We start from the raw sequence: 13742 nt of genomic DNA, 5'->3' as shown, positions 1-13742 counted from the left end.
TATACATATATCTCAGTTTTTTACCGTAATTTTGCACTTCATTTTACAACTTATTATGAGCACTATAAAAATAAATATACAAGAAACAAGTAACGAAACCATCTTAAAATTTACGAGTACTACAATTCTAGTAAACGGTGGTAGTTATGAGTTTAATAATATAGATGAAGCTAAAAATTCACCTTTAGCACAACAACTTTTTCACCTTCCATTTGTAAAGAAAATTTTAATTACAGCTAATTTCATTGCAATTCAACGTTATGATATTGTTCAATGGGAAGATGTAGAAGAAGAACTTCGTGAGCAAATTGAAAACTATTTACAAGAAGGAAATAAGTTAGTAACTGAAGTTACAACTAAAAAAGATGCTGTTGAAGTATATGCTGAAGTTACTCCGAATCCTGCGGTTATGAAGTTCGGTTCGAACAAAGCACTTACTCAAACAGATGTTGAGTTTAAAAATATCGAAGAAGCTAGTAAGTCTTCTCCTTTAGCTAAAGAATTATTCGGATTTCCGTTTGTAAAAGAAATTTTTATTTCTGAAAACTATGTGTCAATTACAAAATATGACATGATAGAATGGAATGAAGTACATCAAGAAATTCGTTCTTTTATTAGAACTTATATTCAAGATGGAAAAATAATAATACAAGAACTTCCTAAGCAAAAAACCAAAGAAAACGTTGAAATTCCTAAAGAAGATTTAACAGATACTGAAGCTGAAATTGTTGCTATTTTAGACGAATATATTAAACCAGCTGTAGCTTCTGATGGTGGAAATATTGCGTTTCAATCATACGATAAAGAAACTAAAATAGTAAGCGTAATTTTACAAGGTGCTTGTAGTGGATGTCCTTCATCAACAGTAACTTTAAAAAATGGTATTGAAACCATGCTTAAAGATATGTTACCTAATAAGATTAATCAAGTAGTTGCTATTAACGGATAATTTATAAAACAGATGTCTAAAACAATCAAACCATACAAAGATTCTGAACTAGGAAAGAAAGAACAAGTAGCTAAAATGTTTGACAATATTTCTGAAGATTATGACGGATTAAATCGTGTAATCTCTTTAGGAATTGATGTTAGTTGGCGAAAAAAAGTAGTAAAATTAGTTGGAGAAAATAATCCGAAACAAATTTTAGATATTGCTACCGGTACTGGTGATTTAGCCTTAATGATGGCAGGTTTAAACCCTGATAAAATTGTAGGTTTAGATATTTCTGCGGGAATGTTAGAAGTTGGTAAGCAAAAAATTGCAAAAGCTAATTTAACTGATAAAATAGAAATGATTGTTGGCGATAGCGAAAAAATGCCTTTTGAAAACAATACTTTTGATGCAATAACAGTCTCTTTTGGAGTAAGAAATTTTGAAAACCTAGACAAAGGTTTAACTGAAATATATCGTATTTTAAAACCTGGTGGTAAATTTGTAGTCTTAGAAACCTCTAACCCTACTAAGTTTCCTTTTAAACAAGGTTATAAATTTCATACAAATGTTTTACTTCCTATTATTGGTAAAATGTTTTCAAAAGATAAAGTTGCATATTCTTATTTATCTGAAAGTGCAAATTCTTTTCCTTTTGGACAGGCCTTTAACAATATTTTACAGAAAAACGGGTTTAAGAATGTAAATAATATACCTGTAACTTTTGGAGTTGCATCAATTTACACCGCTTTCAAATAATATGTTAAAAAAAATTTTACTTTTCGGATTTTTCGGATTTTTTACAATCTGCTTTCAAGCACAAACTGAAAAAATATTAAACCTTCCTAGTTTTGATAAAGATATTTTTCATTATGGTTTTTACTTAGGTGTAAATAACAATGGCTATAAAGTAGGATACAAACCTAGTAGTTTTAATAATGCTGAAGTAGAAGTATCAAGTGCTGTAGGATTTAACGTTGGTTTAATTGCTGATTTAAAGTTACATGAAAATCTGAATTTAAGGTTTGAACCAGGGTTAATGTCCAATACAAAAACATTATTTTTTAAACACATTCCTGGAACAGAAAATAAACATACTAGAGAAGTTGGAGCTACATACTTGCATTTACCTTTAATACTAAAAATGAGTACAAATAGGCTTAACAACATACGCCCTTATGTATTAGGAGGAGTATCATATGATTATAATTTTTCTAGTAATCAAAAAAATGGTGATGATAATTCTGTTGGTGAGTTTAGAACTACAACAAATAATTTAATGTATGAAGTAGGTATTGGAGTTGATTTTTATTTAAATTACTTTAAATTTTCTCCTTCTATTAGAGGTGTTTTTGCTATTAATAATGAAATTATACCAGATAATAATAGTCCAAGTCAATGGACTGACCCTATAGATTATTTAGGTACACGGGGAGTCTTTCTACACCTATCATTTGAATAATATATAAAAGCCACTGTTAAAAAACAGTGGCTTTTTTTATATCTTAATAATGTCGTCTAAAAAACTACATCTTTTACCAATAAAATTCTGAAAAGAAAAATGACTTTCTTACATGAAAGTCATTTTATATATAAGATAGAAGTCCCCCGAAATCTACCTTATACTATTTAGACACTAATTTACCCTACAAGTCACATATAAAACAAAAAAATGACCATCTTTCGATGGTCATAATAGTAAGAATAATATCCTTACTTATAAAATAGAAGTCCCCCGAAATCTATTATTTTAATAAGAGACTGCAAATATAAAACAAAAGGCTAGAAACTATTAATTTTCAACAATTATTTTACTGTCTACTATATCTTTAATAGGAAAGACTACTTTTCCTTCACTAGTTGTAACAACTAAACATATATTATCTATTGCTGTAACAACACCTTTAACGTCTCCTATTATAACTTTTTTACCAATACTAACATTCTTTCTTGAATAGTATCCATAAAGCAACCTTACCACTACTTCTTTTGCACCAAAGCCAAAAGCTAAGGTAAAAGCTAAAAGAATAGAACCTATTAATAAAGTTAAATTACTTTTTATTACTGAAGTATCAACTCCTGCTTGATCTAATGCTGTTATTGTTAAGAAAACTACTATTAAATAAAAAGCAATATTTCCTATTAAATTACCTCCAGAAATATCCAAAGACTTAAACATTGTTTGAGTTGCTTTTTTAAGAATAGTACCTAAATAAACTCCTGCTATAAAAATACCAATAGCTGTTAATAATTTTGGTAAGTAAGCAAAAAAGTTTTTAATTCCTTCTGAAACAATTTCTAACCCAAAAATATTTGAACCAGCCATTACAAATGTTAATATTAAAAACCATTTTAACACTGCAAGTATTATACTTGTTAATTCTATACTTATAGTTGAATTTCCAAAAATTTCTGTTTTACTTAGTTTTTTAGATAATTCATCAATCTTTGTTTTAGCTAAACCTTTTCTTACAATATATAATAAAAACTTAATTATTAACCATGTTAAAATCACAAAACCAACAAACCCTAAAGCTGTTGGTAACGAATCAATAATATTTTTAAAAACCTCATTAAAAGGTTCTAAAATAACTTCTAATATATTCATGACTGTTTTTTATTTAATTTTACCTTTAGATTCTTTTTTAGACACACCTCCACATAACAGATCAGCAATTACACTTGGGTATTTTACCACAAATAAATCAGCCATATCTATAGATAGCTTTATCATCGCCACATCTTTTAGTACTTTTTCTTTAAGTACCTCTGGCAACTCTTCATTATGTAATATTTTCTTAAATGGATTTTCCATAATTATTACAGTGTGTTATATGTTTTTATAACTTTTTCTTTTGCTCTTTTTAAGCGCATTTTTACAGCACTATCCCCTAAATTTAATACCTCTGAAATTTCTTTAATACTCATATCATCTTGATATTTCATTAATAAAATCATTTTTTCAGGAGCAGGAATAATTTCAAGTGCTTTTGCTAGTTTATCAGCTTTTAATTGGAATAATTCAGCATCATCAATTTCATCTTCATCACTATCTTCTTTAATTTGGTCAGTTACAACAGTTACTTTTTCTTTTTTCTTTTCCTTATTTCTTTGTACATAATTTACACAAAAATTATAAGTAAAAGAATACAGCCAAGTAGAAAATTTAGATTTCCCCTTAAAAGTTCTTAGCTTAGCAAATAGACGAATAAACACGTCGTGTGTTAAATCTTGTGCTTCTTCTTTATTTTTAGAAAAACCATAACATTTATTATACACAACTCCAGCATAACGATCATATAAAACTGCGAATAAATGACTATCATTTTTTTCTACTATTTTACTAACCAATTCTTCATCAGTTAATGTTGTAATATCAATACTTTTCAATAGCTTAATTTATAGTTCGACTTACAATTCTTTAGACACTTTTATTTCGAAAAGGTCACTTTTTCTTCTTTTACAAGACAGCGAATTTAAGAATTCTTTAAAGATATTTAGTTTTAAACTAAAAAAAATTAATAAAATAAAATAAAACACTATAGTTTCATATTAATTTCTAAAGCTCTTTATAAACTTTTAAAATTTTAGCTTTAGCTCTTTTTAAACGCATTTTTACGGCACTAACTCCTAAATTTAATTTGTTTGATATTTCTTTAATACTCATATCATCTTGATACTTCATCAATAAAATATTTTTTTCAGATACTCCTATCAAACCAAGTGCTTTTCCTAATTTAACAGATTTTAATTCTAATAATATAGTTTCGTTATCTATTTCTTCTTTAAGAATATTTTTGTCTTTTATTCGATCTGTTACAACCGTAATTTTCGATATTTTTTTATATTGATTTCTTTGAACATAATTAACACAAAAATTATAAGTAAAAGAATATAACCACACTGAAAATTTAGAATTTCCTTTAAATGTTTTTAATTTAATAAATAATCTGACAAAAACATCGTGCATTAAATCTTCGGCTTCTTGCTTATTTTTAGAAAAACCATAACATTTATTAAAAACCATTCTAGAAAAACGATTATATAATATGGCAAATAAAGCAGAATTATTCGTTTTAACTATTTCATAAACTAAATCCTCATCCGTAATTTTTATAGCTATTGCGTTCATAGTAGTTTGGTTTTATAATATAAATTAAAGGAATAAGTCACAATTTCTTTTTAAATAAAGATAAAAGAACTTTTACTATCGATGAATGGTAAAAAACTACCTTTAAAAAAAGATTCATTTTTTTTGTAACATTTATCAAGCATCTTACGTATAATATAGTGTAGACCGATTGATGAATTAAAATATCCTTTAATTAGATGAGACAACTTAAAATTACCAAACAGGTTACCAATAGAGAAACCGCTTCATTAGATAAATATTTACAAGAAATAGGAAAAGTAGATTTAATTACTGCTGATGAAGAAGTAGAATTAGCACAAAGAATTAAAGCTGGTGACCAAAGAGCCTTAGAAAAATTAACTAAAGCAAACTTACGTTTCGTTGTTTCGGTAGCAAAACAATATCAAAATCAAGGATTAACTTTACCCGATTTAATTAACGAAGGTAACTTAGGTTTAATTAAAGCGGCAAAACGTTTTGATGAAACTCGTGGTTTTAAATTTATTTCATATGCTGTATGGTGGATTCGTCAATCTATATTACAAGCATTAGCTGAACAATCTCGTATTGTACGTTTACCGTTAAATAAAATTGGTTCTATCAATAAAATTAACAAAATGTACGCCTTTTTAGAGCAAGAAAACGAAAGACCTCCAAGTCCTGAAGAAATTGCTAAAAAGTTAGACATGACCGTGAATGACGTAAAAGAATCAATGAAAAATTCTGGTCGTCACGTATCAATGGATGCTCCTTTAATTGAAGGGGAAGATTCAAATTTATATGATGTATTAAACTCTGGTGAATCTCCAAACCCAGACAAAACTTTATTACACGAATCTTTACGCATTGAAATTAATCGTGCTTTAGAAACATTAACGCCACGTGAGGCTGATGTTGTAAAATTATACTTCGGATTAGGTGAGCACCAACCAATGACTTTAGAAGAAATTGGTGAAACTTTCGATTTAACTCGCGAGCGTGTTCGTCAAATTAAAGAAAAAGCTATCCGCAGATTAAAACATACTTCTCGTAGTAAAATTTTAATGACTTACTTAGGATAACAATCGCAGATTGTTTTAAGTATTTCACTTATAGATAAAACAGTAAAACTCTCGAATTAATTTTCGAGAGTTTTTTTTTGAAGCAAATTCCTGCTTTCTGCTATATCTTTTTTTCATACTTCAAAAAAGGATGCCGCTTCAATCAGGGCTAAACATCTCAACAAAACAACTTATTGATTAACACCATTTTTAAAATCAGTAATAATATTTTTAAGACTAATTAATTATCTTTGCACAAAAATAACAATACAACAAAAAACCAATGAGTAATTTAATTGCACCTTCAGTTTTAGCAGCAGATTTTGCTAACCTACAAAGAGACATCGAAATGGTAAATAATAGTGAAGCTGATTGGTTTCATATTGATATTATGGATGGTGTATTTGTACCAAACATCTCTTTTGGAATGCCTGTTTTAAAAGCCATAACAAAACACGCAAAAAAAACAATCGATGTACATTTAATGATTGTTAATCCTGATCAATATATTCAAACTTTTGCAGATTTAGGAGCAAATATTTTAACTGTACATTACGAAGCTTGTACTCATTTACACAGAACTATTCAAGCAATAAAAGCTGCAGGCATGAAAGCTGGTGTTGCATTGAATCCACACACACCTATTTCTGTTTTAGAAGATGTTATTCAAGACTTAGATATGGTTTGTATAATGAGTGTAAATCCAGGTTTTGGAGGACAATCATTTATTGAAAATACATATAAAAAAGTAAGTCAATTAAGGCATTTAATCGAATTTTCAAATTCAGAATGTAAAATTGAAATTGATGGTGGTGTAACCGATAAAAATGCCAATCAACTTATTGAAGCTGGAGCAGATGTTTTAGTTGCTGGTAGTTACGTTTTTAAAAGTGACAACCCTACCGAAACTATTAAAAACTTAAAAGAATTAGTAAATTAAATATATAAAAAAGGAGGCTGTAAAAGTCTCCTTTTTTATTATAAATTAATACTGTTCTATTAAATAATTAATTAAATCTGTTGTAGTTACAATTCCAACTAACTCATTATTATCAACAACAGGCAAAGCATGAAATTCTCTTTTCGCTAAAATTTCAGCAACCTCTTTTATTGTTGATGCAGAATTTACAGTCACTAAGTTTTTAGCCATTACTTGTTCAATAGTAAACATATTATAAACCACAGTATCTACCTCTTTTTCATCATCATAAATGGCATCGGCAAAACTGATTCTTAATAAATCGGTATAACTTAGCATTCCTTTTATTTCTGAACCACTTACAACAGGAATATGTCTTATATTTTCTTTTTTAAACAACCTTTCCGCTGTTATTAAATCATCCGAAGTACTTAATGTTAGTACATTTTTAGTCATTATTTCTGAAACTTTTGTGTTTTTATTCATCTTATTTTTTATTTATCAGTATAAATTTCAACAATTAAATCAATTTAAAAGCAAACTAAAATCAGCTATTATTCTTTTATTTTTTTGTAAATTATCGCCTAAAAAATTATTAAAATTGATAGGGAAACTAAAACAGCATTACGGATATTTATTTGAAGATGAACTAATTAAAGAAATAGCAAAAGTAGCTATATATAAAGAGTTTAAAGAAGATACTGTTATAATTGATGCTAATAGCTATCTCGTTGCTATTCCGTTAATTCTTAGCGGTGCAATTAAAGTTTTAAGGGAAGACAAAGACGGTGATGAATTGGTATTATACTACATTGAAAAAGGCGATACCTGTGCTATGACACTTTCTTGTTGTATGGGAGAAACTAAAAGTAAAATTAAAGCGGTTTCAGAAACAGATGTTGCAGTATTAATGATTCCTAAAAATAAGATGTCAGAATGGTTAAGTAAATACAAAAGCTGGCAAGAATATATTTTACAAAGTTATAATTCAAGGCTTAATGAATTTATTGAAGCTGTAGATTCTATTGCTTTTTTAAACATGAACGACCGTTTACTTAAATATTTAAAAGATAAAGCAATGGTTATCGGTAATGATGTTTTAAATGTTACACATTTACAAATAGCTAACGACTTGCACACCTCTAGAGTTGTAGTTTCGAGACTCTTAAAAGCTTTAGAAAGAGAATCAAAAATAAAATTACATAGAAATCAGATAAAAATATTAGAGCTTTAAATAATTTGATTTATGATTAAACATTTCTAAGTTCTAATTTAAATATGTATTATGACTAAAATTAGTTTGAGTTGGTATAATTTAAAACCAAATATTAACGAATATGGTGACTTTGAATGTTTTAATTCTTACATAAAAAGAATACGAAAGCTTAAAGAATTTTCACATATACCAGAAATTATCTTTAAACAATGGATTCGTGGACTTCATGATGATATAAATACTTTAAATAACTATGCTTGGATAGATTATGAAAATATTGTTTTTGAAGCCCAAGAATGGAAGGTCGAAGATTTTTTAAATATAAATGTAGCTAATGATTATGAAACTTATTTTGCGGGAAAAAAAAAATAGAGATTTTTCTGAATTAATTGAATCTAATAATAGAGCTGAATGGTATAATTCATGGGTAGAAAATGGAACATGGCTAACACCTCCTATAATTTTAGATGTTTCTTCAATTAATATTGAAATTCCAGAATGGAGTAATATTAAAGCTCCATTTCAATTAGTTGAAGGGCATACAAGATTAGGTTTTTTATTATCATTGATAAGAAAAAACAAAAAGGAAAATACTACGTTAGCTTTGACTCATTCGGTATACGTTATGAAAGTAGAGAATAAAAAAATATTTAAAAATGAATTAATCAAAGAAGATGAAATAAAACCTCTAACAGTCGAAGAAATCAAAGAAGCTAGGGCTAAATTGAACTCTTTAACACATGAAGAAATCAAAGAATATGAAAGAAAATTTGATGATGAGCTAGGAATTTAATTAAAAAAACATTTTATAAAATTGTTTTATAAAATCAGATAAAAGAACTCTTTTCAAAAAACAATAAAGGAATAAACTGAAAAACTAGCTTATTCCTTTTTATTTGTGACCACGAAGGATTCGAACCCCCAACAGTCAGAGCCGAAATCTGATATTCTATCCAGTTGAACTACGAAGCCTTTCTTTGTCGTTAATTTTTTTAAGCTAATGCTTTTTTAACAAGTACCGAAATCGTTGAACCATCGGCAACTCCTGCCAATTGTTTAGAAACCATCCCCATAACTTTACCCATATCTTTCATTCCTGTTGCGTTAGTTTTGGCGATAACCTCTGCCACTACTTTTGTAATTTCTTCTTCGGATAAAGATTCTGGCAAGAACTGTTCTAAAACTTTTGCTTCTTCAAGTTCTGGTTTTGCTAAATCGTTTCTTCCTTGTTCAGAAAAAACAACTGCACTATCTTTTCGTTGCTTTACTTGCTTTTGAATAATTTTCAATTCTTCTGCTTCAGAAATATCTCCTGTACCTGTTTGGGTATTAGCTAACATAAAAGCCGATTTTAAAGCTCTAAGAGCAGTTAAAGCTACAGTATCTTTCGATTTCATAGCTTCTTTCATCTTATCCATTACTTGTTTTTGCAACCCCATAATTTTTTATTTTAGCATTAAAAAATTCCCGACTAAGCGGGAATTTAAATATAATATATTATTATTTTTATTAATCTACATTATCATGTAAAAATGAATTATTAGAACGTGATAAATCATTGTTATCTGTATTTAATGTAGTATCTGATTTACTTATCGATGAATCAGTATTAATATCTACACCTAATCTCTTATAAGCTGGTTGACGCTCTATTTCGTCAATATTTTTACCTACCTGATCATTGAATTTGTAGTTAAATCCTTTCATTTTATCACGTCTTTCTTGCGTTCTTTTTTGCAATTCAGAAATGGTGATACTCAATGGCGAAATTTCTTCACTTGTAGTATCATTTTTACTAACCTCTTGTTTCGCTTTGGTTTTTACTTGAAACCTTAACGCTTCTTCAACATCATCTTTTATAACAGGAGTAGAACTTTTAGTTATAGTTGGTTCTGCATCAAAAGCATCTAAAACATAACGCTTTTCAACTTGCTGTTCACCTTCATTTGGTGTAGGTTTATTTATAGCTTTACCAGGATTTTCATTTACAGTATTATTAACTGGCAAATTAAATAATAAATCTTGTTCAAAAGGCTCTTGTGCTACCTCTTTATAGTCATTTTTTGAGTCAGAAATATTAGTAATAATAAAATCATCTTCACCTACTGTATCACTAGTAATATCATCATATACTACGTTTATATTATTAATAGTATCTGTAGTTCTATTTAAATTATGCCTAGGTTCTTCATCATCTTCCTTTAAAACGTTAACAACTCTATTGGGTTTATTAACCGAAATAGGGTCATTAATCCCTGGTGTATTTTGTACTTTTCTTTCTCCAAAATTATAGGTTGCTTTCTGTTCATCTTCTAAAGTATGAACAATTTTAGGCACTTCTGCGTTGGTAATTGTTCCTTGTTGATCGGCAGTAAAACCTGTAGCAACAATAGTTACAGCAATACCATCTTCTAAAGTTTCGTCTTCACCAACTCCCATGATAATATTTGCATCATAACCTGCTTCATCTTGAATATAGTCATTTATCTCTCCAATCTCATCTAAAGTTACTTCATTAACTCCTGAAACAATTAATAATAATACATTTTTCGCTCCTGTAATTTTATTATCATTTAACAACGGAGAATCTAATGCTTTTACAATGGCATTTTTAGCACGATTTTCACCTGCTTCTTTAGCTGAACCCATAATTGCAGTTCCACTATTAGAAAGGACTGTTTTAGCATCATGTAAATCGATGTTTTGCTTATAGTGATGTGTTATAACCTCTGCAATACCTTTAGCGGCTGTTGCTAAAACCTCATCTGCCTTAGAAAAACCTGCTTTAAAACCTAAATTCCCGTAAACTTCACGTAGCTTATTATTATTTATAACAATAAGAGAATCTACGTTCCTACGCAATTCATCTATTCCGTTTTGAGCTTGTTTAGTACGCATTCTTCCTTCAAACTGAAATGGCATTGTAACGATACCTACCGTTAGAATATCCATATCTTTTGCTATTTTAGCGATAATAGGTGCTGCACCAGTACCAGTACCACCTCCCATACCTGCGGTAATAAAAACCATTTTGGTATGCGTACTTAACATTTGTTGAATTTCTTGAATACTTTCTGCTGCTGCTTGTGCACCAACATCAGGATTCGCACCTGCTCCTAACCCTGAAGTTAAGTGTGCGCCTAATTGAATTTTATTAGGAATAGGACTACTTTCAAGTGCCTGTGCATCTGTATTACAAATCACGAAATCTACTCCATGAATTTGCTTACTAAACATGTGGTCTACAGCATTACTTCCTCCCCCACCAACACCAATCACCTTAATAGCATTCGACTGTGTTTTTGGCATATCGAATGAAATGTTATTGAATTCTGTGCTCATAATAACTTTTCTTTTTATAATTTGTATTCACTTACACTTCCTTTTTCTGGGGGAAAAATAAAGGTAACTTTTTTATAATTTAACTTATTCTGCGTTATCTAAAAACTCTTTAAACCTATCTGTAAATTTTTCAAAAATAGATTTAGGTTTTTCCTGCGCTATATATTCTTTTCGCTTTACCTCCTCTTCTAAAAACGCTTCATTTTCGATATCGTTTTCAACTTCAGATGTTACTGGTTCTTCAGGAACAACGACTTCTTGTACTACTTTTAAATCCTTTCTCAAACCTTCCATTAACAAACCAACAGCGGTTGCATATGCAGGACTTGATAAAGCATCGTCAGAATCATCTGCCAAATGTTCGTTAGGATATCCTATACGAACGTCCATTCCTGTAATATATTCTACTAATTGACGTAAATGTTTTAATTGAGAGCCTCCTCCTGTTAATACAATACCTGCAATTAGTTTTCCTTTCTGAGTTTCATGTCCATAATTCTTTATCTCTAAATACACATGCTCTATAATTTCTTGTACTCTTGCATGAATTATTTTTGATAAATTTTTAAGTGTAATCTCTTTCGGTTCTCTTCCTCTTAAACCAGGTATAGAAACAATTTCTGTTTCTTTATTTTCTCCTGGCCAGGCAGAACCAAATTTTACTTTTAATAATTCTGCTTGTTTCTCTATAATTGAGCAACCTTCTTTTATATCTTCAGTAATTACGTTTCCTCCAAAAGGAATTACTGCTGTATGACGAATAACACCATCTTTAAATATTGCTAAATCAGTAGTACCACCACCAATATCAATTAAAGCAACTCCTGCTTCTTTTTCTTCTTGACTTAATACTGCTGATGCCGATGCTAAAGGCTCTAATGTTATGTCTGCTAAGTTTAAACCTGCACTTTTAACACATCTTCCTATATTTCTAATAGATGAAACCTGACCAACTACTACATGAAAATTAGCTTCCAATCGCCCACCGTACATCCCAATAGGTTCTTTAATATCAGATTGGCTATCTACTTTAAATTCTTGTGGTAACACATGAATAATTTCTTCCCCAGGTAACATTACCAATTTATGTACTTGACCAACCAAACTTTCAATATCATCATCACTAATTACTACATCTGATTTTTCACGAGTAATATAATCACTATGATGTAAACTTCTAATATGTTGCCCTGCAATTCCTACAACTACATCTTCTATAGATTGACCAGAAATACTTTGTGCTTCATCAATAGCCTGTTCAATCGATTTAATAGTTTGTGTAATATTATTTACCACACCACGTTTTACACCTAAACTTTTAGCTTTACCAATACCCAAAACCTCTATTTTACCATATTCGTTCTTACGACCGATCATAGCAACAATTTTGGTAGTACCAATATCTAAACCAACTGAAATTTTATTATTTTTCATCTTGCTTTTGTTTTGTGCACACAACTTGGTTGTGGTATTTTACATTTATTGTCTTATATTTTTTAATTGTTTTATCAATCAATGCTTTATTGTAAAATGCTATTAACTTTTTAAATTTAACAGCTACATTTTTATGCTTTCCAAAAAGTACTTTATACTCACCACTACGGACTATAAATATATATTCATTTTTAGAATTTTTTTGAATTCCTATAATTTCTTTTTTAAAAAAATCATAATTTTCAATTTTTTTTATTAACTCGATTAATTCGCTTATACCTTCTGAGCCTTCTACTCCTGATACTAATGGAACTCTTGCTGAAAAATTTTCTGATAACGGTATTGCTATTCCAAATTCATCAACATAATAAGATTCATATTTGTTTACAATACGAGCTATCGGTTTACGCTGATTTATTAATGTTTTTAATACACCATCAATCGTTAAATAAACAGTAGCTTTTTCAACATATGGATTTCCGCAAACATTTGTTTCTAAAAAATGTAAATTTACTACTCTTTTCTGTTGATTTTTAACAAATTCACTATTTTGTATTAACATTTTATCAACCATACTGTGTGTCAAAAAGTTATTATCACCTTCTTCAAATTGAATTACAGTGTTTTTCACCTTTTTTAAACCATTTTTACTTGTTGTAAATCCGTACAAAAAACTTATAAAAAGTAACAATAATAAAAAAGACACATATGTTAACAATGTTTTCATA

17 protein-coding genes are annotated in these 13742 nt (G+C 29.0%); 8 read left to right on the top strand and 9 right to left on the bottom strand.

Annotated features, from left to right (window positions below; all coding sequences use genetic code 11):
* The first annotated feature begins 55 nt into the window (after positions 1–55).
* The 3 genes from AB0T67_RS09400 to porT are packed head-to-tail and all read left to right on the top strand — an operon-like array spanning position 56 to position 2393.
* On the top strand, positions 56–949 hold the full coding sequence (locus AB0T67_RS09400) for a NifU family protein (RefSeq protein WP_271230759.1): 894 nt from the start codon (positions 56–58) through the stop codon (positions 947–949).
* Positions 950–961: 12 nt separating this feature from the next.
* A complete protein-coding gene (ubiE, locus tag AB0T67_RS09395) occupies positions 962–1690 on the top strand; it encodes a bifunctional demethylmenaquinone methyltransferase/2-methoxy-6-polyprenyl-1,4-benzoquinol methylase UbiE (protein ID WP_369220091.1) in 729 nt (242 codons plus the stop codon).
* Position 1691: 1 nt separating this feature from the next.
* Positions 1692–2393, top strand: coding sequence for a type IX secretion/gliding motility protein PorT/SprT (porT, locus tag AB0T67_RS09390; RefSeq protein WP_369220090.1), 702 nt, complete (start codon positions 1692–1694; stop codon positions 2391–2393).
* Between the two features lie 330 nt (positions 2394–2723).
* Here the strand turns inward: porT and AB0T67_RS09385 are convergent, their stop codons facing one another.
* The 4 genes from AB0T67_RS09385 to AB0T67_RS09370 all read right to left on the bottom strand — a co-directional run bounded on the left by AB0T67_RS09385 (position 2724) and on the right by AB0T67_RS09370 (position 5063).
* The gene (locus AB0T67_RS09385) at positions 2724–3539 is read right to left on the bottom strand and encodes a mechanosensitive ion channel family protein (RefSeq protein WP_369220089.1); all 816 of its coding nucleotides are present in this window, start codon (positions 3537–3539) and stop codon (positions 2724–2726) included.
* A 9-nt stretch (positions 3540–3548) separates the two neighbouring features.
* Positions 3549–3746, bottom strand: coding sequence for a hypothetical protein (locus AB0T67_RS09380; protein ID WP_369220088.1), 198 nt, complete (start codon positions 3744–3746; stop codon positions 3549–3551).
* 5 nt (positions 3747–3751) lie between these two features.
* A complete protein-coding gene (locus AB0T67_RS09375) occupies positions 3752–4321 on the bottom strand; it encodes an RNA polymerase sigma factor (protein WP_369220087.1) in 570 nt (189 codons plus the stop codon).
* A gap of 169 nt (positions 4322–4490) precedes the next feature.
* A complete protein-coding gene (locus tag AB0T67_RS09370) occupies positions 4491–5063 on the bottom strand; it encodes an RNA polymerase sigma factor (RefSeq protein ID WP_369220086.1) in 573 nt (190 codons plus the stop codon).
* A 197-nt stretch (positions 5064–5260) separates the two neighbouring features.
* Here AB0T67_RS09370 and AB0T67_RS09365 point away from each other — a divergent pair, with 197 nt between their 5' ends.
* Together AB0T67_RS09365 and rpe are read left to right on the top strand one after the other, a co-directional pair.
* Positions 5261–6124 (top strand): sigma-70 family RNA polymerase sigma factor, encoded by an 864-nt coding sequence (locus AB0T67_RS09365; protein WP_028890199.1) that lies wholly within the window; start codon positions 5261–5263, stop codon positions 6122–6124.
* Positions 6125–6386: 262 nt separating this feature from the next.
* The gene (rpe, locus tag AB0T67_RS09360; protein ID WP_271230766.1) at positions 6387–7043 is read left to right on the top strand and encodes a ribulose-phosphate 3-epimerase; all 657 of its coding nucleotides are present in this window, start codon (positions 6387–6389) and stop codon (positions 7041–7043) included.
* Positions 7044–7088: 45 nt separating this feature from the next.
* Here the strand turns inward: rpe and AB0T67_RS09355 are convergent, their stop codons facing one another.
* On the bottom strand, positions 7089–7508 hold the full coding sequence (locus AB0T67_RS09355; RefSeq protein ID WP_369220085.1) for a CBS domain-containing protein: 420 nt from the start codon (positions 7506–7508) through the stop codon (positions 7089–7091).
* A 115-nt stretch (positions 7509–7623) separates the two neighbouring features.
* Here AB0T67_RS09355 and AB0T67_RS09350 point away from each other — a divergent pair, with 115 nt between their 5' ends.
* From AB0T67_RS09350 to AB0T67_RS09340, 3 genes are read left to right on the top strand one after another with little or no spacing between them, the layout of a single operon-like run.
* The gene (locus tag AB0T67_RS09350) at positions 7624–8256 is read left to right on the top strand and encodes a Crp/Fnr family transcriptional regulator (protein ID WP_369220084.1); all 633 of its coding nucleotides are present in this window, start codon (positions 7624–7626) and stop codon (positions 8254–8256) included.
* A 51-nt stretch (positions 8257–8307) separates the two neighbouring features.
* On the top strand, positions 8308–8610 hold the full coding sequence (locus AB0T67_RS09345; RefSeq protein ID WP_369220083.1) for a hypothetical protein: 303 nt from the start codon (positions 8308–8310) through the stop codon (positions 8608–8610).
* The gene (locus AB0T67_RS09340) at positions 8573–9031 is read left to right on the top strand and encodes a hypothetical protein (protein ID WP_369220082.1); all 459 of its coding nucleotides are present in this window, start codon (positions 8573–8575) and stop codon (positions 9029–9031) included. Before AB0T67_RS09345 ends, AB0T67_RS09340 begins: the two co-directional genes overlap by 38 nt.
* 199 nt (positions 9032–9230) lie before the next feature.
* On the opposite strand, the gene AB0T67_RS09335 is transcribed toward AB0T67_RS09340, so the two are convergent.
* From AB0T67_RS09335 to AB0T67_RS09320, 4 genes are all read right to left on the bottom strand, one after another.
* Positions 9231–9677 (bottom strand): GatB/YqeY domain-containing protein, encoded by a 447-nt coding sequence (locus AB0T67_RS09335; protein WP_369220081.1) that lies wholly within the window; start codon positions 9675–9677, stop codon positions 9231–9233.
* Positions 9678–9747: 70 nt separating this feature from the next.
* The gene (gene ftsZ, locus AB0T67_RS09330) at positions 9748–11580 is read right to left on the bottom strand and encodes a cell division protein FtsZ (RefSeq protein ID WP_369220080.1); all 1833 of its coding nucleotides are present in this window, start codon (positions 11578–11580) and stop codon (positions 9748–9750) included.
* Between the two features lie 84 nt (positions 11581–11664).
* On the bottom strand, positions 11665–13014 hold the full coding sequence (gene ftsA, locus AB0T67_RS09325) for a cell division protein FtsA (protein ID WP_369220079.1): 1350 nt from the start codon (positions 13012–13014) through the stop codon (positions 11665–11667).
* Positions 13004–13741, bottom strand: a complete 738-nt coding sequence (locus AB0T67_RS09320) for a cell division protein FtsQ/DivIB (protein ID WP_369220078.1) — start codon at positions 13739–13741, stop codon at positions 13004–13006. Before AB0T67_RS09320 ends, ftsA begins: the two co-directional genes overlap by 11 nt.
* Between the last annotated feature and the right edge of the window lies 1 nt (position 13742).

The organism is Tenacibaculum salmonis (assembly GCF_041053065.1).
Lineage (GTDB): Bacteria > Bacteroidota > Bacteroidia > Flavobacteriales > Flavobacteriaceae > Polaribacter > Polaribacter pacificus_A.
Note: the sequence above shows the minus strand (reverse complement) of the source record. Positions and strands in the feature narration are given on the sequence as shown.

What these genes read in the sequence shown, in the direction of transcription:
- AB0T67_RS09400 (WP_271230759.1), top strand. Translation starts at nt 56, where the DNA reads ATGAGCACTATAAAAATAAATATACAAGAAACAAGTAACGAAACCATC.
- ubiE (WP_369220091.1), top strand. Translation starts at nt 962, where the DNA reads ATGTCTAAAACAATCAAACCATACAAAGATTCTGAACTAGGAAAGAAA.
- porT (WP_369220090.1), top strand. Translation starts at nt 1,692, where the DNA reads ATGTTAAAAAAAATTTTACTTTTCGGATTTTTCGGATTTTTTACAATC.
- AB0T67_RS09385 (WP_369220089.1), bottom strand. Translation starts at nt 3,539, where the DNA reads ATGAATATATTAGAAGTTATTTTAGAACCTTTTAATGAGGTTTTTAAA.
- AB0T67_RS09380 (WP_369220088.1), bottom strand. Translation starts at nt 3,746, where the DNA reads ATGGAAAATCCATTTAAGAAAATATTACATAATGAAGAGTTGCCAGAG.
- AB0T67_RS09370 (WP_369220086.1), bottom strand. Translation starts at nt 5,063, where the DNA reads ATGAACGCAATAGCTATAAAAATTACGGATGAGGATTTAGTTTATGAA.
- AB0T67_RS09365 (WP_028890199.1), top strand. Translation starts at nt 5,261, where the DNA reads ATGAGACAACTTAAAATTACCAAACAGGTTACCAATAGAGAAACCGCT.
- rpe (WP_271230766.1), top strand. Translation starts at nt 6,387, where the DNA reads ATGAGTAATTTAATTGCACCTTCAGTTTTAGCAGCAGATTTTGCTAAC.
- AB0T67_RS09355 (WP_369220085.1), bottom strand. Translation starts at nt 7,508, where the DNA reads ATGAATAAAAACACAAAAGTTTCAGAAATAATGACTAAAAATGTACTA.
- AB0T67_RS09345 (WP_369220083.1), top strand. Translation starts at nt 8,308, where the DNA reads ATGACTAAAATTAGTTTGAGTTGGTATAATTTAAAACCAAATATTAAC.
- AB0T67_RS09340 (WP_369220082.1), top strand. Translation starts at nt 8,573, where the DNA reads ATGATTATGAAACTTATTTTGCGGGAAAAAAAAAATAGAGATTTTTCT.
- AB0T67_RS09335 (WP_369220081.1), bottom strand. Translation starts at nt 9,677, where the DNA reads ATGGGGTTGCAAAAACAAGTAATGGATAAGATGAAAGAAGCTATGAAA.
- ftsZ (WP_369220080.1), bottom strand. Translation starts at nt 11,580, where the DNA reads ATGAGCACAGAATTCAATAACATTTCATTCGATATGCCAAAAACACAG.
- ftsA (WP_369220079.1), bottom strand. Translation starts at nt 13,014, where the DNA reads ATGAAAAATAATAAAATTTCAGTTGGTTTAGATATTGGTACTACCAAA.
- AB0T67_RS09320 (WP_369220078.1), bottom strand. Translation starts at nt 13,741, where the DNA reads ATGAAAACATTGTTAACATATGTGTCTTTTTTATTATTGTTACTTTTT.